The sequence below is a fragment of the Lewinella sp. W8 genome, assembly GCF_004375085.3.
GTDB lineage: Bacteria > Bacteroidota > Bacteroidia > Chitinophagales > Saprospiraceae > Neolewinella.
In genome coordinates, this window is the sequence record NZ_SNAQ03000021.1 from 16,574 (window position 1) to 39,788 (window position 23,215).

A 23,215-nucleotide genomic window follows, 5' to 3' on the forward strand; every position below is an offset into this window, starting at 1 on the left:
ACGGCCACCGGCCCCGTTCAAATATAGTTGAATGAAGAAGCAAGTCAACAAAATCTGGTTAGGTACCGATCAACTCGAGGCCAGCCCCGAATACATCAAAGCCACCGACAACGAAATTGGTGCTCCCGCCGCCGAGGTGGAGAATCCCCGCCTGGAATCCAGTCGCCGAGACTTCCTGAAGTACCTCGGTTTCGGGATGACCGCGGCCACGATTGCTTCCTGTGATATCCCGGTGCGTAAGGCGATCCCTTACGTTTCCAAGCCGGATACCATCGTCCCCGGTGTGGCGACTTACTTTGCTTCAACCTTCGTTCAGGGCGGCGACTACGTTCCCGTGCTGGTGAAGACCCGCGAAGGGCGCCCCATCAAAATTGAGGGCAACAGCATGAGCCCCATCACCGGTGGCGGCACCAGTGCCCGGGCCCAGGCCAGCGTACTGGGGATGTATGATACCAGCCGCTTCGACGGACCCTACCGCGTGGAGAACGGTAAGGCGCAGGTTAAGCGCCCCCTGAGTGCCAACGATGGCTGGGACGTTATTGACGGAGAGATCAAGGGCAAAATGACCGCCGGTAGCCGGGTACGCATCGTTTCCCACACCATCCTCAGCCCCAGCCTGCTGGCGGCAGTAGAGGACTTCAAGGCCAAGTACCCCAACACTGAACTCGTTCAGTACGATCCCGTATCCTGCGCGGCGCTCCTGGATGCCAACCTGCAGAACTTCGGTATGCGGGCCATCCCGAGCTACCACTTCGACAAGGCCGACGTAATCGTTGGCATCGGCTGTGACTTCCTCGGTACCTGGGTATCCCCAGTACAGTTCGCCCGCCAGTACGCGCAGGGACGCCGCACTGACGCTGACAAGATGAGCCGCCACGTTCAGATCGAAAGCCACATGAGCCTCACCGGCTCTAACGCCGACAACCGGATCATGGTCAAGCCCAGCCAGCAAGGCCAGGCGATCCTGGCCCTCCACAACGCCATCGTGGGCGGAAGCCGCGCCGCGGACCTCCCCGCAGACGTTTCCGCAAAAATCAAGGCCCTGGCCGATGAGCTGAAGGCTCACCGTAACCACAGCCTGGTGGTCAGCGGTACCAACAACATCAGCGAGCAGCTGATGGTCAACGAGATCAACAACGCCCTGGGGTCCTACGGTAATACCATCACGACGGACCGCTGGAGCATGCAACGCAAAGGTGACGACAAGGCCATCGGAAAGCTGGCGGCCGACCTGGAGCAGGGCAACGTAGACGCCCTGATCGTCCTGGACGGTGCTAACCCCGCCTTCGACAACCCCTGGGCCGCCAAGATTGCCGCAGCAATGCCTAACCTGAAGCTCTCCGTGAGCATGGCCGGTACGCCCAACGAAACCATGGTACTCTGTCAGTACGTAACGCCCACCCACCACTACCTCGAAAGCTGGGGGGATGCGGAAGCCGTACAGGGACAGCTCTCCCTCATCCAGCCGACGATCACGCCGATCTTCGCCAGTGTGGGCCGCAACGGTACCCGTGAACAGGCCGAAAGCCTGCTGGTGTGGGCCGACGCTCCGAACTACGACGCGGAAGCCGAGCAGCCCTACATGGACTACGTGAAAATGAACTGGGAGAAAACGGCCTTCGCCGCCCAGAGCCAGTTCGCTACCTTCCAGGCCTTCTGGGACAGTGCGCTGCACGACGGTGTACTGGAGCTCCCCGCCGGGGATGCTGCCGCCTTTAACGGTGGCGTGACGGGCAATGGCCCCACCGCTGCGGGATCCGGTCAGGAAGTCAGCTTCTTCGAAACCGTAAACATCGGTAACGGATCCTACGCCGGAAACCCCTGGCTGCAGGAGATGCCCGACCCCGTCACCCGTACGGTCTGGGGTAACTACCTCAGCATTCCCGTACGTTGGGAGGGCGGCAACAGCTACACGGCCTACAACGACCTGAACGCCGAAGAATACAAGGGTAAGGCCGACATGGTGAACCTCACCATCGGCGAAACCACCCAGAAAATCACGGCGGTACGCCAATTCGGCCAGTTGGCCGATACCTTCGGTCTGGCCCTGGGATACGGACGCTCCATTACGGGTGTTTCCGGTCGGGCAATCGGCCACGACGTGGGCATCAACGTTTACCCCTGGCTGGGAGTCGACCAGGAAGGTTACGTCCAGTACTTTGCCGACCAGGCTGAAGTGTCCGGTCAGGTAGACGTGGAGGAAGAATTTGCCAGCGTCCAGTACCACCACACCATGGGTCTGACCACCCGCGATGAAGCGACCGGAGACCTGGTGTACTACAACCGGATTACCGGAGAGACGGAGACGATCGCCGGTGAGCTGACCGAAGAACAAAAAGAATACCTCGAGCCCTTCAACGTCGACGAAAAGACGGTAATGGAACTCGGAGAGGGTATGCAGGGCGGTCTTACCGACCGTTCGATCATCTACCAGGGCACCTTCGCTAACCTGGGAGACCTCAAGCACACCATCGCGCACAACCGCGAGCACGCCCAGCACCTGAACGAGCAAACGCTGTACCCCTACGAGGAGTACTCCGAGAACATCTACAGCCAGGGACACTGGTGGGCGATGCACGTAGACCTCAATGCCTGTATCGGATGTGGTGCGTGTGAAGTAGCCTGTGTAGCGGAAAACAACGTGCCCATCGTTGGTAAGTACGAAGTATGGCGCCACCACGAGATGAAGTGGCTGCGCATTGACCGCTACTTCTACGGTGACGTGGAAAACCCACGCGCGGTGTACCAGCCGATGATGTGCCAGCACTGTGACAACGCTCCCTGTGAGAACGTTTGTCCGGTAAACGCCTCTCAGCACAGCAACGAAGGTCTCAACCAGATGATCTACAACCGCTGTATCGGTACCCGTTACTGCGCCAACAACTGCCCCTACAAAGTTCGTCGCTTCAACTGGCTGGATTACACCACCGGTGACCTCTTCAGCACCAACGAACCCGAGGTACAGGATGAGGAACTGCCGTTCGGCGCCGACAACCTGACGCGGATGGTACTCAACCCCGACGTCACGGTCCGTAGCCGCGGGGTGATCGAGAAGTGTAGCTTCTGTACGCAGCGTCTGCAGGAGGGTAAACTGGCCGCCAAGATCGAGAAGCGCCCGCTGCGGGACTCCGACGTCCGTACGGCTTGTCAAACGGCCTGTCCTACCGGTGCCATCACCTTCGGAGACCGCAACAACAAGGAAGGAGACATCGCCGGGAAGCTGGAGAACCCCCTGAATTACCTCGCCCTGGAGGAAGTGAACACCCAGAGTGCCGTATTCTACGCCGCCCGGGTACACAACCCCATGGAAGAACTCGAGGCCTAAACAACAATTCGTGTTTCGGCTTCCGGGTCGAAGGACTAAAAATAAAGTAAGACGCGATGGAAGCGTCCCAAATAACAACTAACAAAGCATGAGTGGACACGTAGCCCCCGTTCGTCGACCGTTAATTGAAGGTAGCAAGACCTACCATCAGATCACGGAAGACATTTGTCGCCCGACGGAAACCGCACCCTCGGTATCGTGGATCATTGCGTTCATCGTATCCGTTATCTGTCTTGGTATGTTCGTCTTCGGCGTCGCCTGGACGGTATGGGTGGGCATCGGTTCCTGGAACCTTAACCGCACCATCAACTGGGGCTGGGACATCACCAACTTCGTTTGGTGGGTAGGTATCGGTCACGCCGGTACCCTGATCTCGGCGATTCTGTTGCTGTTTCGCCAGAAATGGCGGACCGGGGTAAACCGGGCGGCGGAAGCCATGACCATCTTCGCCGTAATCTGTGCCGGTCAGTTCCCGCTCATCCACATGGGACGCCTCTGGCTGGCCATCTTCATCTTCCCTTACCCCAACACCCGCGGTCCGCTGTGGGTAAACTTCAACAGTCCGCTGTTGTGGGACGTATTCGCCATCTCTACGTACTTCACGGTATCCCTGCTGTTCTGGTACGCTGGTCTGGTGCCCGATCTGGCTACGGTTCGGGACCGGGCGAAGGGCATCCGGAAGAAAATCTACAGTGCCGTTTCCTTCGGCTGGAACGGTTCGGCCAAGCACTGGCAGCGGTGGGAGAGCCTCTCCCTGATCCTCGCCGGTCTCGCTACGCCCCTGGTACTTTCCGTACACACGATCGTATCCTTTGACTTTGCTACCTCGGTAATCCCCGGATGGCACACCACCATCTTCCCGCCCTACTTCGTTGCGGGGGCCATCTTCTCCGGATTCGCCATGGTACTCACCCTGATGCTGATTGCCCGTAAGGTGCTGCACCTGGAGCAGTACATCACCATGGAGCACATTGAATCCATGAACAAGGTAATCCTGCTGACGGGATCCATCGTCGGTGTTGCCTACCTGACCGAGCTCTTCATTGCCTGGTACTCCGGTTACATCTACGAGCAGTTTGCCTTCCTGAACCGCGTGCTCGGTCCCTACTACTGGAGCTACATCGGGATGATGCTCTGTAACGTAATCAGCCCCCAGATTTTCTGGAGCAAGAAGCTGCGCACGAGCCTCTTCTGGACCTTCTTCATGTCGATCTTTATCAACATCGGTATGTGGTTTGAGCGCTTCGTGATCATCGCCACCACGCTGGCCCGCGACTACCTGCCCTCCAGCTGGAGCTACTACGTACCCACCTGGGTGGAGATAATCATCTTCATCGGTACGCTGGGACTGTTCTTCACGCTCTTCCTCATCTTCACGCGGGTTGCTCCGGTAGTGGCCATCGCCGAGGTGAAGAGTATCCTGAAGACCTCCGGTGACCAGTACATCGGCCCCAACGCCCACCACGGTCATCACGTACCCGCCGGTGCCAATGACCTGAGCGCGGGCAGCACCGTAGACATTGACGACGATAATACCACCAAATAAACTTACCCGAAAGGAAAGAATCATGGCAGATACCCAAACTACAGACGCCGGACGCAACATCCTCTTCGGATTGTACGACGACGAAGAAAAACTGCTCGATGCCGTGAAGGCCGCTAACGCCGACCACCTGGACATCGACGAAGTATACACGCCCTTCCCCGTGCACGGTCTTGATCCGCTGCTGGGACTGGAAGAAAGCCGCCTGCACCAGGCCGGATTCGTATTCGGCACCATCGGTTGCCTGTTCGGATTTGGTTTCATGACCTGGGTGTTCACCCGCGACTGGCCCATCATTTTTGGTGGTAAGCCATACTGGTCCGTACCGGCCTTCATCCCCATTACCTTCGAGCTTACGGTGCTTTTTGCTTCCGTGGGTATGGTACTGGTTTTCTACACCATTTGTGGTCTGGCTCCCTGGGCCGAGACGCGCCGCCTGCACGATCGCATCACCGACGATAAGTTCTGTATCGCCTTTGACGCGACCGACCTGGACAACGGTGCCGTGGATAAGCTGCGGGACTACTTCTCCAAGACGGGAGCAGAGAGCGTCCACAACAAGATGGTGGCTGCATAATCAAGCAGGGCGAGGCCGCGGGTGCAAACTTTGCGCCGGGGGCCATGCCACTGCACCTGCACGCCGTTGCCCTTCCACCTAGGGTAGGCCTGCAAAGCCCCACGGGGTAGAAAAGAATTAAAAACAAAAGGGAGTCAAGGATTCCCGTGAAGTGAATTAGCATGAAAGATTTGCGTATTCTGGTTTTGTCTCTGGTACTGGCGGTGGTCCTCACGGCCTGTTCAGATGCGGAAGACAACTTCCCCGGCAGCGAGTACATGCCCGACATGGGCCACTCCCTCGCCATGGAGGCCAATACCTACAACTACTACTACTACAATACCTGGGACGAGGAATCCACCATTCCCCTGGCGCAACTCGTTTACCCCCGCGGTACGGTAGAAGGAACGGTTCCCCGTGGCTACGCCGGGGCCTACCTGAACAACGAGGCTTCCGAAGACGCCAAGCACCTCGGACACCCGGTGGCCGATAACGCCATCAGCGTGCCCACCAACGGTCACGTGCCCTACTACTACGACAATACCGTAGAGGGACGGCTGGCCGCCATGGAGCAGCTGACGGACAATCCCTTCCCCATCACGGAGGCGGGACTGGCCCAGGGAAAGAAGTTGTACGACATCTTCTGCGGCATCTGTCACGGATCGGCCGGCAATGGACTCGGTTACATTTACGACACGGACTCCAACCCCAACGCCGCCTACCCGCTGGCCCCCGCCAACTTCCTGCGCGATGAGTTCTACGACGCCAGCAACGGCCGCTACTACCACGCCATCATCTACGGCTACAATGCGATGGGAGCCTACGCCGACAAGATCAGCTACGAAGAGCGTTGGCAGGTCATTCACTACATCCGCAGCCTGCAGGCCAAGGAGCTGAAGCTGGACTACAACCAGGCCAGCAACACCTTCCGCCCCGAGCACGGGATGCCCGCCGCAGAATTTGACGCCATGGCCAGCCGGGCCACGGACGAAGAAGCCATGATGGAAGCCGCTGGTCAGCTTTCCGACGCCGCGGAAGCCGGTGAGGAAGCCACCGAACAGATGCGCAAGAAATAGAAACCACCCAAAAAAATCATTGGGGCTCCGTGCTCCGAAACACTGATAATAGATGGAGAACTTCGTATTCTCATCCCGAGCAAAAACCATCACCGGCGGGGCAGCCCTGATCGGTCTGGTATGCCTGATCGCCAGCTACTTTGTAGACGGCGGTGAAGGGCACCACATGCGCTTCTGGACCAACCTCCTGCACAATACTGTATTCTTCCTGGGGATCGCGTTCATTGCGGCCTTCGCCTACTCGGCCTTCACCACCGCCTACGCGGGATGGTTCGTGCAGTTCAAGCGGGTGTGGGAGTCTTTCTCCCTGTTCCTGTTGCCCGGACTCTTCCTGATGGGGGTGATCATTGTGGGGCTTTGGCTGCACAGTCACCACCTCTACCACTGGAACGACGAAGCTGCGGTAATGGATGACCCCATTCTGACGCACAAGTCCTCTTTCCTGAATAAGTACTGGTATACCTTCGGAACGATTGTATTCGTGGGCGTGTGGTACTTCTTCGTCAGCCGGATGCGTCAGCTGAGCCTGGCGGAAGACACCGACGGTGACAGCAGCTACAGCCACCACAAGAAAATCAAGGTCTACGCGGCCATCTTCCTGCCCATTGCGGGCTTCACCAGCGCCGCCATGATCTGGCAGTGGATTATGTCCATCGACAGCCACTGGTACTCCACGATGTTCGCCTGGTACGCTTCGGCCAGTCTGTTTGTGGCCATGACGGCCCTGACCATCATGATCCTGATTTACCTGAAGAGCCGGGGATACTACAAGGGTATTACCGCCGAGCACTTCCACGATCTGGGTAAGTACCTCTTCGCGATTTCCATTTTCTGGACGTACCTCTGGTTCAGCCAGTACATGCTGATCTGGTACGGTAACGTAGGGGAGGAGACCATCTACTTCCGGCAACGACTGGATAGTTATCCGGTACTGTTCTGGGGTAACCTGTTGCTGAACTTCGTGCTTCCCTTCTTCATCCTGATGCGGAACGATACCAAGCGGAAGTTCGGTACGCTCTTCTTTGCTTCCGCGCTGGTATTCTTCGGCCACTGGTTTGATTACTTCCAGATGATCAAGCCGGGTGCCCGCCTGACGCTCGTGGAAATGGAAGCCCACCACGGTGACGATCACCACGGAGAAGAAGAACACAGCATGACGCTGGACGCTCCCGCCGAGCATTCTACGATGTCCATGACGCCCCAGCAGGGTGATCACGGCGAAGAAGGTCACGGTGAGGAGGCACACGGTGAAGAAATGCACGCCGGCGAGGCCCATGCCGATGACCACGCCGACAAGGCGCACCACGATGACCACGGGACCGAAATGACGGGCCATATGGAAGCTGCCGTTGAACACGGTGAGGGCCATGGTGACGGCCACGGTGATGATCACAGTGCGCTCGGGTTCAAGTCTGGGTACACTCTTCCCGGGCTACTCGAAATCGGAACCTTCCTCGGGTTCCTTGGTGGATTCCTGTTCTTCGTGTTCAGTCGTCTTTCCGCCGCTCCGCTGGAGCCGAAGAAGGACCCCTACATGGAGGAGAGTCTTCACCACCACACCTAATGAAAAAGCCACCCTTGTTTAGACGAAATCTAAACAAGGGTGGACGAACTAACGATTCTTTCCAGCACTCGTTAATTTTGTATCGGTCCGAAAACACGGAAAAATTCGGTCCGTAAAAAGTTGCTAATTTTAAGCGAATGACTACGTTAATCGTCTTTATCTGTATTGCTCTTCTGCTGCTCATCATTGTGCAGATTGCACGGGTGCGTGACCTGGCCAAGGAACTGCGCGGCAAGGAAGAAGTAGAACGGCGTTCCACGAACGTTACCGGTATCTGGCTCATGGGCTTCATGATTGCCTTCCTGGTGCTTACTACCGCTTCTGCCTTCGTGTTGAAGAATTACTTTCTGGGCTACGGTCCCCACGAAGCGGCTTCGGCGCACGGGGGGCGGATTGACTCAATGATGAACTGGACCCTGGTGGTTACCTACAGTGTTTTCATCGTGACCCACATCCTTCTGTTTTGGTACGCCTTCAAATACCGCCAACAGAAGGGGCGCAAGGCACAGTTTATCTCCCACAACAACACCCTGGAGATTGTCTGGACGGGGATTCCCGCCATCGTGATGACCTTCCTGGTGATCGGTGGTCTGGACGCCTGGAACGACATCATGGGCGACGTCGGAGCGGATGATGACTACCTGGAAATTGAAGCTACGGGTTACCAGTTTGCGTGGCAGATGCGGTACCCCGGCGAAGACGGCCTCCTCGGCCGCAAAGACTTCCGTCTGATTGACGGTACGAACCCGCTGGGCCAGGACTGGACGGACATGAAGAATGCCGACGACATCCTGGTAAACGACGTGGTGCTTCCCGTTGGCCAGAAGGTTCGGGTACGCATTACGGCCAAGGACGTCCTTCACGATTTCTATCTCCCGCAATTCCGGGTGAAGATGGACGCCGTTCCCGGCCTGCCGACCTACTTTGTCTTTACGCCCGAGAAAACGACCAAGGAATACCGCAAGGATTTGAGCAAGTACAAAGAGTACCAGGTGCCCGATCCGGAAGATCCCTCCAAGATGTTGTGGGAGACCAGCGACTACGAACTGGCCTGTGCGGAGCTTTGTGGTATTGGCCACTGGTCCATGAAGCGGAAGGTCATCGTACTGGAGCAAGATGAGTACGAGGAGTGGCTGGCCGGTCAGAATTCCTTCTACCTCGCCAACATCCGCGGAACGGATAACGACCCGAACACGGATATGCTTTTCCCCGCAGAGATTCAGGAGCGCCGAGAGGCCTTCAATACGTCCGCCAACACGGCACTGGAAACCGAATCCGACGACGACAATACGCTCGTACTTGAGTACGTGACCTTCGAGACCGGAAGCGCTGAACTGACCTCGCTGTCTCGCTACCAACTCGAAGACGTGATTGCCCTGATGAAGGCCAAGCCCGAAGTGAAGGCCATGCTGAAGGGGCATACGGACAGCACCGGCAATGCGGAAGCCAACCTCAGCCTGTCTGAGGCGCGGGCTGCTTCCGTGAAGCAGTTCCTGATGGACGGTGGTATTGATGCCGCTCGTCTGGGTAGTGCCGGCTACGGTGCTACGCAACCAATCGAAACAAATGACACTGAAGAAGGGCGTGCGGCAAACCGTCGGACCGAATTTTTCATTACAACGGATGAGTTACCTCAGGTAGCCATCAATTTATAGTAAACTATCCACTAGAAGAACTTCTAAAGCTGATAACCATGGCAAGCGCAGTACTTACGGCTCCAGCTACCCGGGAAGACGCTCTGATCCAGGAACTGGGTTACGACGATCACTTCCACGAGCACCATCACGGAGACAAGTATCAGTCTAACTTTATTTTCCACTACATTTTCTCTCAGGATCACAAGATGATCGCCAAGCAGTTCCTCATCACCGGTATGATGTGGGCCCTGATTGGTGCCATGATGTCGCTGGTTTTCCGGATGCAGCTTGGCTTCCCCGAGGAGAGCATCGCCTGGATGAAACCCTTCCTGGGCAAGTGGATTGCCATTAACTCCGAAGGAGTTGGATCGCTCACCCAAGATTTCTACTACGCACTGGTGACGATGCACGGTACGATCCTGGTATTCTTTGTACTAACCGCCGGTTTGAGTGGTACCTTCTCGAATCTGTTGATTCCCCTCATGATCGGCGCACGTGATATGGCTTCCCCGCTGTTGAACATGCTCAGCTACTGGTTCTTCTTCATTTCCGGTAGCGTAATGTTTGCCTCGCTCTTCCTGAGCACGGGCCCCTTCGCCGGGGGCTGGGTAGCTTATCCTCCACTCTCCGCACTGCCCCAAGCCATGGATGGGTCCGGTGCCGGTATGACGCTTTGGACGGTCTCCCTCGTACTCTTTGTGGTCTCCGTACTGTTGGGTGGTATCAACTACATCACTACGGTGCTTAACCTGCGTACGAAGGGCATGAGCATGTGGCGTCTGCCACTGCCCATCTGGGCCTTCTTCATCACGGCCATCATTGGTCTGCTTTCGTTCCCCGTACTGACCTCGGCCTTCTTCCTGATGATCCTGGATCGCAGCGTGGGTACGAGCTTCTACCTCAGTGATATTTACATTGGTGGACAGGCCCTCGATCACGTTGGTGGTAGCCCCATCCTGTACCAGCACCTTTTCTGGTTCCTGGGCCACCCCGAGGTATACATCATTATCCTGCCCGCGATGGGTATCGTTTCCGAGGTACTGTCCGTACACAGTCGGAAGCCCATCTTCGGATACAAGGCCATGGTATTCTCCATTCTGGCGATTGCCTTCTTGTCCTTCATTGTATGGGCTCACCACATGTTCATGTCCGGTGTGAACCCCTTCATCTCTAACTTCTTCGTGATCTTCACCCTGATCATCGCCGTTCCTTCGGCGGTGAAGGTGTTCAACTGGATTGCGACGCTATACGGTGGTAACATCCGCTTCAATCCCGCCAGCCTGTTCGGCATCGGTTTCGTTTCGATGTTCATCTCCGGTGGTCTGACCGGTATCTGGCTGGGTAACTCCACGCTGGACATTCAGCTGCACGATACCTACTTCGTTGTGGCTCACTTCCACATCGTAATGGGTGTTGCGGCCTTCTTCGGCATGTTTGCCGGGGTATATCACTGGTTCCCCAAACTTTACGGTCGTTTCATGAACGAGACGCTCGGTAAGCTTCACTTCTGGGGTACGCTGATCGGTGCCTACGCCGTATTCTGGCCCATGCACTACCTCGGTATGGCCGGTGTTCCCCGCCGTTACTACAGCTTTGATGCGTTCCAGGCTTTCGGTCACTTCGACAACTTGAACAAGTTCATCACCATTGCGGCCATCATCACCTTTGGCTTCCAGATCCTCTTCGTGATCAACTTCTTCTACAGCATCTGGCGTGGACGTAAGCTGACGGAGCGTAACCCCTACAACGCCAACACCCTGGAGTGGACCACTCCCGTTGAGGTTGGCCACGGTAACTGGCCCGGTAAGCTGCCAACGGTACAGCGTTGGGCGTACGACTACGGTAAGGACGGTCGTGAGTTCATTTCCCAGGTGGAACCCGTCGGGGAAAATGAATCAGTTGCGCATTAGGATTAATTAAACATACGCCGACGTCGCAATGCGTTGGCACAATCAGGCGGCCCGTAATTCGTAGCACCTTGTCGCCGCGAAATACGGGTCGCCGCTTATTTACCTTTAAGTAAGTATTCGGTGAAGAGAACATCTTCCACAAAGGCGGTAGAACTTCCCCTGGGGCGGACCCTGTCCGACCTGGCGGCGCTGGTCAAATTCAGGCTGTCGGCAACGGTGGTTCTGTCTTCGGTCCTTGCTTACTTTGTTGCCCTGGGCGGAGCGAGCATCAGCCTGTGGGCGGTGAGCGTACTCACCATGGGGGGCTTCCTGACGACGGCGGCCGCCAACATCCTGAACGAATTGCTGGAGAAAGATTTTGACCGCGATATGGCGCGGACTCAGAATCGTCCCCTGGCAACCGGTAGGATGAGTTCCAGCGATGCCCTGCTGCTGGCGGGCTTTGCCAGCATGGGAGGTATCACCTTACTGGCTCTGTTCAATCCCTGGACGGCCTTTTTGGGTATGGTGTCGCTGATCAGCTACGCCTTCGTGTATACTCCCCTCAAGCGCGTTGGCCCGGTGGCCGTGCTGGTGGGGGCCATTCCCGGAGCATTACCCGCTTTGATTGGGTGTGCCGCGGCGCAGGGACAGATCACCCTGCTTGGCCTGACCCTTTTTGCCATCCAGTTTTTCTGGCAGTTGCCCCATTTCTACGCGATCGGTTATCTCGGCTTTGCGGACTATCGGCGGGCGGGATTCAAGCTCGTTCCGGAGCGTAACGGAGAAGCAGATACGGACCGGCTGTCGCGGGATGCCGTGCTGGCTTGTCTGGCCCTGATTCCCCTGGCGCTGGCACCTTTTGCGCTAGGCTTTACGAATTTGTGGATGTCCGTTCTGGTCGTGCTGTTGAGTGTAGCCTTCCTCTATTTTGCCTACGGATTTCGCCGGGAACCTACCCGAAAGACGGCCTTACGCATGATGTTCTTCTCTTTTATTTACCTGCCGGTAGCTTTTTCGCTGTACTGGTTAGGACAACAGTTTATTTAAAATGAGTGGCATGGACGTAAGTATCGAAAAAAGAATGCAGGCGGAAACCCGCCGCAACAAGATTCACCCAAAGAAACTTGCCCTTTGGGTAGCCATCGTCAGTTTGATCATGATGTTTACGGCCCTCACGAGTGCCTACATCGTGCGTCGGGCGGCGGGAAACTGGCTGGAATTTTCAATCCCTTCTATTTTCTACGTGAACACTTTGGTCATCGTAGCAAGTAGCCTAACTTTGCACGCCGCTTACCGGGCCTTCAAACGGGAGGCTGAGGGAGCGTATAAAGCTCTACTTGGAATGACTTTTCTTCTGGGGACGGCTTTTGTGATTTTACAGTATTTCGGATGGCTGCAAATGGAAGCCGATGGTGTACCCCTGCGGATAAATCCTTCCGGGGATTTTGTCTACGCCATCAGCAGTCTTCACGCCGTCCACGTATTGGGTGGATTAGCCGCACTGGGGGTTGCCCTGGCCATGGCTTTTGCGCGCAAATTACGGCGGACGCCGGCAAGACAACTCCGGTTGGAGCTGACCCTGACCTACTGGCACTTTGTGGACGTGCTCTGGATATACCTCATCGTATTCCTGAGCCTTCAACGCTAAACCTAAACTAAAGAATACCGGGGCGTCAGGCAAAGCCACACACTACCGGAATTACTACACTACCTACTGAGCAGTTAAAAAACGCTAACATGGCCGAAGAAACGGATATCCTCATTGCCGACGAGCACCAGGCAGACACCGGTAGCTGGGACGGTGGTGATCAGAAACCCTTCAAGGCGTCCTACGGGAAGCTGATGATGTGGTACTTCCTCCTCTCGGATGCTTTTACCTTCGCGGGTTTCCTGATCGCCTACGGGGCACTGCGCTTCAGCAGTCCCAGCTGGCCCGTACCCGATAAGGTATTCGCCACGGCACCCTTCGACATTCACAACACGATCTTTGGCGGAGAAGCGCCCCTGATCTTCGTAACCTTCATGTCCTTCCTGCTGATCATTAGCTCGGGTACGATGGTACGTGCCGTACAGGAAGGTGCCCGGGAGAATAAGCGAGGCGTGGTCTTCTGGATGTTACTCACGGTACTGGGTGGTGCGGGCTTCCTCGGCTGTCAGGCCTGGGAATGGACCAACCTGATCGCTACGGAACACATGACGGTCTCAACGAACCCCTTTGGTACCTACACGGAGAACGGTTTTTACCTTGATCCGGAGACGGGTGAGGTAACCGACGAAGTGGTCAAGGAAGGAGAAACCTACCTGCTCCATAAAGCGGGAGTTTCTCACGGAGAGGGCCACGAGGGAGAAGAGCACTTCGAATACCCCACGGTAGCCGGAGATTACGCCGGCTTCCAGATTGATGATGAGGGCTTCATTCACCGTAAGTACGTCGTGAGTGAAACCAACGAAGTTAAGTTGCAGGACTTCGGTCCGACGGCCTTTGGCGCCCTGTTTTTCGGGATTACCGGCTTCCACGGCTTCCACGTATTCACCGGAGTTATCTTCCTGTTGATCATCCTGATCAATGCGGGAAGTGGCGTCTACGCCGCCCGGCAGAACGGGTACGAGATGGTGGAGAAAATCGGTCTCTACTGGCACTTTGTAGACCTTGTTTGGGTCTTTGTATTCCTCGTATTCTACCTCCTCTAAACCAATAAAACCGTACCAACTCCGGGTTCCGGAGGAACGGTGACGTAAAAGAAAAGATAATGGCAAACCATCTTAGCTACGAAGATTCAGTAAAGGGCGTATGGAAGGGGCTTGGCCTCCTGGCCATCGTTACCCTGGCGGAAGTATTCCTTTCTCTCGGAAAGGCGATGGAATCCCTGGAAGAGTACACCTGGGTCATTTACGGCCTGGCCTTCCTCATCATCGTGCTGTCCATTTACAAGGCTTACTTCATCATTTACGAATTCATGCACATGGGATACGAGGTCCGTGGCCTTGCCCTGAGTGTACTGCTACCCGTACTCCTGTTGGTCTGGGCGCTCGTTGCTTTCTTCAACGAAGGCTCCGCCTGGAAGAACAACCGCGAAGAAATCAATGAGCGGGACAACATTGAAGCAGAGGCACCCGTAGGGATGCTGAATGAGGACGAGGTAACGAGCGACGCACTGCTCGGATAACCCGAAGTCATCTACCGATAGAGACACCCCCGCCGCAGAAGCTTTCTCGGTGGGGGTATCTTTTTACCAAAGGTGTCTCCCCATTTCCGGGAGCAGGCAAGCGGGTAGAACCCGGAGACCACGGCTGCATGGACATTTGCTTTGCACCTGCGGTCTCGCCACTAATACCACGATATCGTCAAAATTATCTTCCGGGTTAAGCAAAAGCGGGTAGCCCGGGTTTAGTACAGGAAGTTTTTCGGTGTTTCCCCGGTAATTCACAACGTATGACAAAGGCAAAAAAAATCCTCAACGCAGCTGCCCTGCTGCTCTTCCTGGTGGGACTTCCCCTGGGTTCTTACGTCTATCTCAAGATGGGGTACGAATACCGGAAGGAGGCCATCATGACCCAGGGTGATTTTGGTAAGATGCCGGACCTCTCTTCGTTGGAGGCGGTGCGCGGAGAACTACCCGAAGAATTTCGCGGAGCCATGACGGTAGTGGGTTGGCTGGATCCGACCAAATCCTCCGGCACCGAGATGTATGGTCGAATGATGGATAGCGTCTACCAGCAGTTCGCGAACAGTCCTAACCTTTACTTTACCACCATCACCCTGGCCGACGATCCGGTCACTGCCGCTCGGGAATTCGCCGAAACCTACCATCTGCCGGATGACGAAATGATCAGTTTTCTGGCGGCTGACGAAGCAGCTTTTGCCCGAACGGCCGAGCAATTTTCGCTTCCCGTAACCGCTTACGAAGCCGCCGGCGAGCAGCCGTTGGTGGCCCTGGTGGATAGTTCACTGACCATCGTTAAACACTACGACCTCGCCAAGCGCGAGGAAACGCTGAGTCTGGTGGAATTGATTTCGGTGATCATTCCGTTGCCGGAAAAGCAAGACATCATCGTGGAACGTAAAAAAGAACTTTAGGTATGCAAACGGAAAGATTCCCCCAACTCAAAAAGTACCCCGATAAGGAGCGAGGGCTCAAAATTCTCATCTGGGTAGTTTCCGTGGTGGTCATCCTTCTGGTTGGTGCCATGCGTCAGTACAAGTTGCCGGTTCCCGAAGGATGGGACGTAGGTTTTCTGCCGGGCGTGAATGCGTTACTGAACGGTTTGACGGCCGTGGCGCTGATCTTTTCTCTGGTGTTCATCAAGCAGGGTAAGGTGGTGCAGCACCGCAACGCCAACGGCGTTGCCCTGGGGCTGTCGGTGATGTTCCTGCTCTGTTACGTTGTGTATCACTTTACGACTCCGGAAGTGATCTTCGGGGACGTTGACCATAACGGCATTTTGTCCGAGGCGGAAACTGCTGCCGTGGCGGGGATTCGCCCCTGGTATTTGCTGATTCTTTTCAGCCACATTGGCCTGGCGGGCATCCTTTTACCCTTTATTTTGTTAACTACTTTGAGGGCCCTGGTCGGTAAATACACCCTGCACCGCAAGATGGCCAAAATCGTCTGGCCGCTCTGGTTATACGTTGCCATTACCGGTCCGGTGGTATTCCTTATGCTGCGTAGTTACTATCCCTAAATGTACCCGAAGATGAAAAAGCAATGGATTCTTTTTACGGCGCTTACGCTGGTATGCTTCCTGGTGAGTGGCGAAGATTTGCTCGCTCAGTGTCCGATGTGCCGGGCGACGGCCGAGAGTAACCTGGCCAATGGTGGTACGGAAGGGCGTGGACTGAATAACGGAATTCTATACCTGCTAGGCATGCCCTACCTGTTGATTGGTACAATCGCCTACCTCTGGTGGCGCAACCGGAAGCAGGGCCTCGACGAGGAAGCAGCCTAGCGTTTTTCGCGCGCTCTTGTTACCCGCAAAGACTCAATTCTCCAGCGGGCTGACCAGTAATTTATCCCCCACGACCTTACTGACGTTGAGGGACGACTGACCGGGATAGCTAACGGTCAGGGACCCATCGAAGGGTTCAATCCGCAAGACCGTGAGCGGGATGCCCAGGGCAAGCTGACGGTCATTCAAATAAAGAAGAAAACTTTCGGAGGAATCGGCCAGGGCCGCAATGGTGACGGTTTGTCCGGGGCTCACCTCACTGAGTTTGGCGTATTCCTGGGCGGCAATATTCCCCTCCGGGTCAGGGATGGGGGACCCGTGCGGATCCGTGGTGGGGTGACCCATGAGTTCGTCCATTCGGGCGAAGAACTCGGGGCTCTTTACGTGTTCGATCTGCTCCGCGATGGGATGCACTTCTTCCCAACCAAAGCCCATTTTTTCTACCAGAAACATTTCCGTTAACCGATGCTTACGCACGATCAGGGCCGCGGCCCGGCGGCCCGCATCGGTGAGCTGGAGGGGACGGTATTTCTCATAATGGATCAGGCCACTATCGGAAAGCTTCTTGACCATGCTGTTGGCCGATGGGGTACTGACCCCCAGGGCCTTGCTCAGGTCCGATACGTTGACCCGGTCGTCATCGTCGGCCAGAGAAAGCATTGCCTTCAGATAATTTTCAACGGTAGGAGAGCTCAGTTTGGTGATATTTGGTGGTGAAGAGTAGTGGATTCGGGCGCCGTAAACTTAATGCTTTTATTATCGTCTGGTTTTAAGCGGTGGGGAACAAAATGGTCGTTGGCCCGCAGGAACGGGGGGGAATGTCTATTCTAACGCCCGGATCAGCCGCTTGCTGTCCAGATAGGTAAAGTATCTGGAGGTGACCCGGAACTCCTCATCCAGCATCACCAGGGTGGGGGCGACAAATTGTCCCTTGCGTAACGCCAGCAGCTGGGCCAGCTGATGCAGGGGGCGCCGGGATTTGCCCAGCTGATCATTAATGAATTGCCGTCCGCCAAACGAAATGGTGTCTTCCGTTTCCGCATCTAGGCGGACCGCATAGTATTCCTCATTCAGCAGGTTGATCACTTCAGGACGGGTAAAAACTTCCCGGTCCATTTTCCGGCAATACCGGCACCAGTCGGTGTAGAAGTCAATGAACACCTTCTTAGGCTCCACGGATAGGGAGTCCTCCAGTTGTTCAAACGTTAACCACTGGATGGTGTGGGGTTGGGTTTGCCCGAAGAGGGGCAAAGTCATCAGGAATAAAACACTGAGCAGACCAGCGGCGGACGGGGTAGGGGAGGAAAGCATTAATGGAGGTTGCCAATCTTAACGGAAAGGAACAGGGATCGGGGAGCCATCGGCCCGTACACGAAGTCAGAATCCCGCTCCGGACCCACCTCAAACTCCGGCTGAAAGCTGTTGAAGAGGTTTTTTACGCCTCCACTAAGCTCCAGGTGAAAGTCTTCGGCGAGGTCAAAATGGTGACTTCCCTTGAGGTTTAGGTCAAAAAAAGCTTCGGTATCGATGAGGTCCAGAAAGCCGGATTCACTCACGACCCGGGGGACAAGCATGGAGCCCGTGTAGGTGCCGGTTACGTCCAGGCGGAACGCACTGGAAAGCTGGTAGTAGGAGGTGAAGTAGCCATAGAGATTAGGATTTCTGACGAACTCATCAACGGCCACTACGTTTTCCCCACCGCCGTCTTCGGGTTCAAACAGCACCTGAGTTTCCTCGTATTGGGTCCGTTGCGCGGTGCCCCCGATCTGGAATGAAAATTTATCGGACGGCGAATACCCCGCTTCGAAGTTAATGCCGGAGACCGTGGCTCCCTCACCGTTTCTCACTTCTTCAATGATGGAGCCATTAGGGAGTACGGCGCCCGTGCTGACCTGGGTGAAGGGGTTGCTCAGCCTGGTATAAAAACCTTCAACGAGCAGGCTTATCTGGGCCAGCCCCACATTTTTGGTGTAATTCAGGGAGCCGGTAAAGGCATCGGAGGTTTCGGTGTCCAGCTCATCGGATAGAATGACGAAGAGGGGCTCTCCCCCCACCGAAGAAATGTGCAGGTCCTCATTGAAGGCCTGCGGGGCACGGAATCCCCGGGCGTAACCGCCCCGGAAGCGGAGGTCTTCGTTGATCCGGTAGAGTAGGGTGGCACGGGGACTGAAGACGGCCACGCGGTTGTCCGAGGTATTGGTGATGGTTCCTACCCGGTAACTGCCATCGACCACGGCCAGGTCAAAACGGGCCCCCAGCAGGGCAGTCAGCCGGTCATTGGGTTTCCATTCATACTGGGTGAAAAGGCCAGTAGTATTCACGCGTTGATCGATCAGGCGGTTGTAGCCCTGGATTTCGTCCTGGGTATCGTAGAGCTGGTTTTCCAGGCCAATGGTGAACACGTCATCATTATTGAGGTAGTGCGTGAACTGGGTGCCGGCCACCAGGGCGACGTCATTGGTGAGCCCGTAGGCGTTAAGGGCCAGGGAGCTGTCCTGCGCCGTTCTGCCACCCCCCAGGCCTCCGTAGTAGCTGTCCCTTTCCGTGCGTTGAACGGAGGTGTAGAGGGAGAATTTATTCCGGTCGTTTTTACTCCACTGTTCGTAGGTAAGTCCCCCGAAGAAGGTGTTGTGATCGAGTTCTTCCGTGATATCGGTGAAGTGGGGCGCCAGCTCCAGCCGATCACCACCACGGCGGTATTCTTCCAGGACGCTGAAATCCACCGAAATTTTACTGCGGGTTCCGGGCTTGAAGAAAGCCCGGGCACCAAAGACCGAGTTCTGAAGTTCCACCAGTTCCGTAAAGCCGTCGCCGTTGGCGTCGTAGCTGTCCCGCTGACGGCTCATGCCGTAAAAGGTAATTCCGCTGGTGAGGCTTTCGTTGACGATGGATCCGTTCAGGTTGAAGGTTTGATCTACCGCTTCGCCGGCCAGCAGGGCGGTGTTGGAACGAATTTCCCAGCTATTTTCGGCCGGCTCCCGGGTGATGATGTTGATCGTTCCACCAATGGCGTTGGAGCCGTACAGCGCAGAGCCTCCACTGCGAACGACCTCCACCCGCTCCACAATGTTAGTGGGAATCTGGTCCAGACCGTAGACGCTGTTCAGGGCGCTGAAAACCGGTCGGCTATTGATGAGAATCTGAGAGTATGCCCCCTCCAGTCCGTTTAACCGGACCTGAGTGAAGCCGCAGTTCTGGCAGTTGGTCTCGACGCGGACGCCGGGCTGATAGTTCAGGGCCTCCGAAAGTGCAATGGACTGCGTCGCGTTGAGGAGTTTGTCATCCAGGACGTTGACCACCACGGGGTTATTGATGCGGTCCTGTTCGTAGCGGGTACCACTAACGACAATTCCCTTCAGGTTCAGGGCGTCCTCGCGTAGAGAATAGTTTCTCTCTAAAGACTGACCCGACTGAAGCGTTACCGTTTCCGAAATGGAAACGAAACCCAGAAAATTTACCCGTACGGTGTAGGTGCCAGCCGGTACATTTTGGATCAGGTAGTTGCCGTTTTCGTCGGTATTTGCTCCTAAGGTCGTTCCCTCCAATCCAATACTGGCGGAAACCAGGGGCTGGTCACCGAGATGACTCACCGTACCGGACAAGGTGGCGCCCTGCCCGTAGAGCGTGACGGTCAGGTTAAGAAGCAGGCCCGTTAGTAAAAATTTCAAGTTGGGGTTTTTCATGGTCGGGGAACTGAAGTGCAGTTAGCTTATACAAAGATAAAATGTTAGATTAGTCTAACAAATTTAAGCCGCCTCTTTTTCTGTGCTTCGCTAGCTTCGTTTCCACCTTCAGCCTTGAGATAAGTCGAATGGCTTCCCCTGATTGGCTATTTCGCTCCCGGTATACGGAGCCTATCTTGCACAAAAATCAAGCACTCATGTCTACGAACGTAATGGAGAAATTTGGCCGCTTCCACGATCACTGGAGCCCCAAAATCATCGCTGAACTCAACGGGCAGCAAATCAAATTGGCCAAGATAAAGGGGGAGTTCGTCTGGCACGACCATGCGGAAGAAGATGAGCTTTTCCTGATATACCGGGGTATTCTGCACCTGGATTTCCGCGATCGGGAAACGGTGACCCTCCATCCGGGAGAGCTTTACGTAGTACCCCGGGGGGTGGAGCACCGGCCCCGCACGGATCAGGGGGAGGAAGTCTGGTTAATGCTCATGGAGCCCGCTACGACCAAGCATACTGGCGCGGTGAAGACGGAAATGACCGTTGAGAAATACGAGTGGATTTAGGCGGAGGTAGTTAGTAGTGGGTAGTGGGGGCTTAATCCTCCTTGCGGCGCATGACCGGTACGTCCTTCATGACCATCTGCAGGGTAAGGGGTAACCGACCTTCCAGTAGGGTGACCTTTCCGCGGCGCATGCTTTCGGTTACTTCGTTGGTGTAGTGGCGAATGGTGACGAGTTCGAGGTCGCGGTCTACCTTGGTTTTGAAATTGTCGTTTACCAGGGCGCAGAATCTTTCTACCCGGTCATCGATGTCGTTGACGACGACGTTGAAGCTGATGGCCGTGTTCTGCATCATGTTCACCTGCAGGCGGGTGGTGGTGATGTGATCAAAAAGTTCCTTGATGTGGTGTTCGGCCACAAAACTGAAGTCGCGGGTACTGATGTTCACCAGGGCCTGATCCTTTTCCACGGCTACCATGGGCGGGTAGGCGTCTCCGGCGTCGTCGGAGACCAGCGTCCCCCCCAGTTCGGGCTCCAGGAAGGAACGCACGTGAAGCGGAATGCTCTTGTTCTGGAGGGGTTTGATGGTTTTCGGGTGAATCACCTTGGCCCCGTAATAGGTCATCTCGATGGCCTCCTTATAACTCAGGTTGTCGATCTTGGAGACGTTGTCAAACAGGCGTGGGTCCGCGGTGAGTACGCCCGGAACGTCCTTCCAGATGGACATGGACGCGGCATCGAGGCAGAAGCTGAAAATGGCGGCGGAATAGTCCGATCCCTCCCGTCCGAGGGTGGTGGTGAAGTTTTCGGAGGTGGACCCAATAAAGCCCTGGGTGACGACAAAGTGCCCGCGTTCGAGGATCGGAGGAATGGTTTTGGAAACGCGGCTTTGGGTTTCCGGCCATTGGACCCATCCTTCCCGGTAGGTGTTGTCGGTCAGGATGCAATCGCGGGCGTCTACCCACTGGGCGGGGATACCGCGGTGGTTCAGGTAGGCGGCCAGGATGTGGCTGCTGACGAGTTCGCCGAGCGAAACGATCTGGTCGTAGTCGTAATCATAGAGGTCGCTGGGCTCGTCTTCGAAGACCCACTCCACGGAAACAAAAAGGTCGTTGAGGTTGGCGGCCAGTTCCTCGGGGATGTCACCAAAAAGTTCTTTGATGGCCGTAAAGGTGGCATTGCGGAACTCGGTAAGCAGCTGGTTGGCTTCTTCGAGTTGGCGCTGGTGGTAGGCCCGGGCAATGTTTTCCAGCGCGTTGGTGGTTTTGCCCATGGCGGAAGCTACGATGACCAGCGGCTGCTCCCGATGGGAGGCAATGATGTTGGCAACGTTTTGAATCGCGGCTGCATCCTTGAGGGAGGCACCACCAAATTTAAATACCTGCAATTCAGTCGGCTTCATGGGAATTGGTTACTTCGGGATTTCCAGCGAATAAAGCCGGAGCGCCCAAAATGTTTCGTTGGCGGGTGCCAAACTCTAAATGGGCCGCAAAAATAGGACTTATCCCAAGCATTTACCAGTCCATCCAGGCAAGTAACTTACGGGACGTAGGACGGGCGAAATATCCGCTAATTGGTTCGAGCGGTAGCATCTGCGGGCGTGGACGCAGGTGCCGCAGATTTCCCGAAAAGCCACGTGCACGGGTACTCCTCGCCGACTGCTTTGGTGACCGGCCAAATTATCGCATCTTGCTGACCACAATCAGACCACCATGCTGAAGGAACTGAAATCTTCCGCCCACTACTTTTTTGACTGGAACCTGGAGCGCATTGAGCGCTGCCTTGAGGAGTTAAGTGAAGAACAGGTTTGGTCCCGTCCGAACGCCAATTCCAACAGTATCGGTAACCAAATTCTTCACCTCTCCGGAAACATCCGCCAGTGGATCATTAGCGGTCTGGGGGCAGCAGCCGATGTCCGCACTCGCGATGAGGAGTTTGCCGCCGCAGGCGGCATGAACAAGCAGCAGTTGTTAGCGCGCCTGTCCGATACCATACGGGAGGCCAAGGACACGCTGGAGAAACAGTCGGTGGAAGATCTCCTCCGCGAACGCCCCGTCCAGGCCTACGTGCACGATGGTGTGTTCATCATTATGCACGTTACCGAACACCTGAGTTACCACACCGGTCAGATTATTTTCTGGACCAAAGCCCTCCGCGACCTGGATCTCGATTTCTACGGAGGGGTGGATTTGGGGTAGAGGCTAAGGCTAAGGCTAAGGCTGAGGCTGAGGAGAAGGCTGAGGTTGGGAAAGAAGGCTAAGGAGAGGTAACTGGAAAAGGTCTGCTCCGCAGGCCCGTCGTAAAGCATGGTTGAGACGTTTCACGTCGATCCAATCCCGGCGCCGAAGTAGGCTAGGACTGGGAAAGAGGGTTTAGGAGAAGAGACTGGAAAAGGTCTGCTCCGCAGACCGGTCGTCTGGTAAAAGGAAAACAAAACCGGTGGGGACGCACAAAGGAGCCCCGCGCTGCGCTTGTGGCACACTTCGTGGTCC

At 55.8% G+C, this 23,215-nt stretch carries 20 protein-coding genes; 16 read left to right on the top strand and 4 right to left on the bottom strand.

Features of this window, described 5'->3' with window-relative positions; genetic code table 11:
- Positions 1-31 precede the first annotated feature (31 nt).
- The 14 genes from E1J53_RS19930 (at position 32) to E1J53_RS19995 (ending at position 16,540) form a co-directional block, all read left to right on the top strand.
- Positions 32-3,325: a TAT-variant-translocated molybdopterin oxidoreductase gene (locus E1J53_RS19930; protein ID WP_134274355.1), complete on the top strand. Its 3,294-nt coding sequence runs from the start codon at positions 32-34 to the stop codon at positions 3,323-3,325.
- Between the two features lie 88 nt (positions 3,326-3,413).
- The gene (gene nrfD, locus E1J53_RS19935; protein ID WP_134274354.1) at positions 3,414-4,871 is read left to right on the top strand and encodes an NrfD/PsrC family molybdoenzyme membrane anchor subunit; all 1,458 of its coding nucleotides are present in this window, start codon (positions 3,414-3,416) and stop codon (positions 4,869-4,871) included.
- A 22-nt stretch (positions 4,872-4,893) separates the two neighbouring features.
- Positions 4,894-5,445, top strand: a complete 552-nt coding sequence (locus E1J53_RS19940) for a DUF3341 domain-containing protein (protein ID WP_134274353.1) — start codon at positions 4,894-4,896, stop codon at positions 5,443-5,445.
- Positions 5,446-5,606: 161 nt separating this feature from the next.
- On the top strand, positions 5,607-6,500 hold the full coding sequence (locus E1J53_RS19945) for a cytochrome c (protein WP_134274352.1): 894 nt from the start codon (positions 5,607-5,609) through the stop codon (positions 6,498-6,500).
- Positions 6,501-6,552: 52 nt separating this feature from the next.
- Positions 6,553-8,064 (top strand): hypothetical protein, encoded by a 1,512-nt coding sequence (locus E1J53_RS19950; RefSeq protein ID WP_134274351.1) that lies wholly within the window; start codon positions 6,553-6,555, stop codon positions 8,062-8,064.
- A 137-nt stretch (positions 8,065-8,201) separates the two neighbouring features.
- Positions 8,202-9,719: an OmpA family protein gene (locus E1J53_RS19955; protein ID WP_253932125.1), complete on the top strand. Its 1,518-nt coding sequence runs from the start codon at positions 8,202-8,204 to the stop codon at positions 9,717-9,719.
- A gap of 38 nt (positions 9,720-9,757) precedes the next feature.
- Complete coding sequence (locus E1J53_RS19960; protein WP_134274350.1) at positions 9,758-11,611, top strand: cbb3-type cytochrome c oxidase subunit I; 1,854 nt, start codon at positions 9,758-9,760, stop codon at positions 11,609-11,611.
- Between the two features lie 120 nt (positions 11,612-11,731).
- Entirely contained in the window at positions 11,732-12,640 is a 909-nt protein-coding gene (cyoE, locus tag E1J53_RS19965) for a heme o synthase (protein WP_134274349.1), read from the top strand.
- Positions 12,641-12,650: 10 nt separating this feature from the next.
- Positions 12,651-13,241, top strand: a complete 591-nt coding sequence (locus E1J53_RS19970) for a cytochrome c oxidase subunit 3 (protein WP_134274348.1) — start codon at positions 12,651-12,653, stop codon at positions 13,239-13,241.
- Positions 13,242-13,330: 89 nt separating this feature from the next.
- A complete protein-coding gene (locus tag E1J53_RS19975; protein ID WP_134274347.1) occupies positions 13,331-14,284 on the top strand; it encodes a cytochrome c oxidase subunit 3 in 954 nt (317 codons plus the stop codon).
- 59 nt (positions 14,285-14,343) lie between these two features.
- Positions 14,344-14,760, top strand: coding sequence for a cytochrome C oxidase subunit IV family protein (locus tag E1J53_RS19980; protein WP_134274346.1), 417 nt, complete (start codon positions 14,344-14,346; stop codon positions 14,758-14,760).
- A 266-nt stretch (positions 14,761-15,026) separates the two neighbouring features.
- Positions 15,027-15,671: a hypothetical protein gene (locus E1J53_RS19985; protein ID WP_134274345.1), complete on the top strand. Its 645-nt coding sequence runs from the start codon at positions 15,027-15,029 to the stop codon at positions 15,669-15,671.
- Positions 15,672-15,673: 2 nt separating this feature from the next.
- Positions 15,674-16,276 carry a DUF420 domain-containing protein gene (locus E1J53_RS19990; protein ID WP_134274344.1) on the top strand — a complete coding sequence of 201 codons (603 nt, stop codon included), beginning with the start codon at positions 15,674-15,676 and terminating at the stop codon, positions 16,274-16,276.
- Positions 16,277-16,288: 12 nt separating this feature from the next.
- Positions 16,289-16,540 carry a hypothetical protein gene (locus E1J53_RS19995; RefSeq protein ID WP_134274343.1) on the top strand — a complete coding sequence of 84 codons (252 nt, stop codon included), beginning with the start codon at positions 16,289-16,291 and terminating at the stop codon, positions 16,538-16,540.
- A 33-nt stretch (positions 16,541-16,573) separates the two neighbouring features.
- Here the strand turns inward: E1J53_RS19995 and E1J53_RS20000 are convergent, their stop codons facing one another.
- The 3 genes from E1J53_RS20000 to E1J53_RS20010 all read right to left on the bottom strand — a co-directional run bounded on the left by E1J53_RS20000 (position 16,574) and on the right by E1J53_RS20010 (position 20,208).
- A complete protein-coding gene (locus tag E1J53_RS20000; RefSeq protein ID WP_134274342.1) occupies positions 16,574-17,236 on the bottom strand; it encodes a metal-dependent transcriptional regulator in 663 nt (220 codons plus the stop codon).
- Positions 17,237-17,362: 126 nt separating this feature from the next.
- Positions 17,363-17,851: a thioredoxin family protein gene (locus tag E1J53_RS20005; protein WP_134274341.1), complete on the bottom strand. Its 489-nt coding sequence runs from the start codon at positions 17,849-17,851 to the stop codon at positions 17,363-17,365.
- A complete protein-coding gene (locus E1J53_RS20010) occupies positions 17,851-20,208 on the bottom strand; it encodes a TonB-dependent receptor (protein WP_216650081.1) in 2,358 nt (785 codons plus the stop codon). The genes E1J53_RS20005 and E1J53_RS20010 overlap by 1 nt, the downstream gene beginning before the upstream one ends.
- 212 nt (positions 20,209-20,420) lie before the next feature.
- Between E1J53_RS20010 and E1J53_RS20015 the strand changes: the two genes are divergently transcribed.
- Positions 20,421-20,786 carry a cupin domain-containing protein gene (locus E1J53_RS20015; protein ID WP_134274339.1) on the top strand — a complete coding sequence of 122 codons (366 nt, stop codon included), beginning with the start codon at positions 20,421-20,423 and terminating at the stop codon, positions 20,784-20,786.
- A 31-nt stretch (positions 20,787-20,817) separates the two neighbouring features.
- Here E1J53_RS20015 and E1J53_RS20020 read toward each other — a convergent pair whose 3' ends face one another.
- A complete protein-coding gene (locus E1J53_RS20020; protein ID WP_134274338.1) occupies positions 20,818-22,125 on the bottom strand; it encodes an aspartate kinase in 1,308 nt (435 codons plus the stop codon).
- Between the two features lie 310 nt (positions 22,126-22,435).
- On the opposite strand from E1J53_RS20020, the gene E1J53_RS20025 reads away from it, so the two are divergent.
- Positions 22,436-22,921, top strand: coding sequence for a DinB family protein (locus tag E1J53_RS20025; protein ID WP_134274337.1), 486 nt, complete (start codon positions 22,436-22,438; stop codon positions 22,919-22,921).
- Positions 22,922-23,215: the final 294 nt, after the last annotated feature.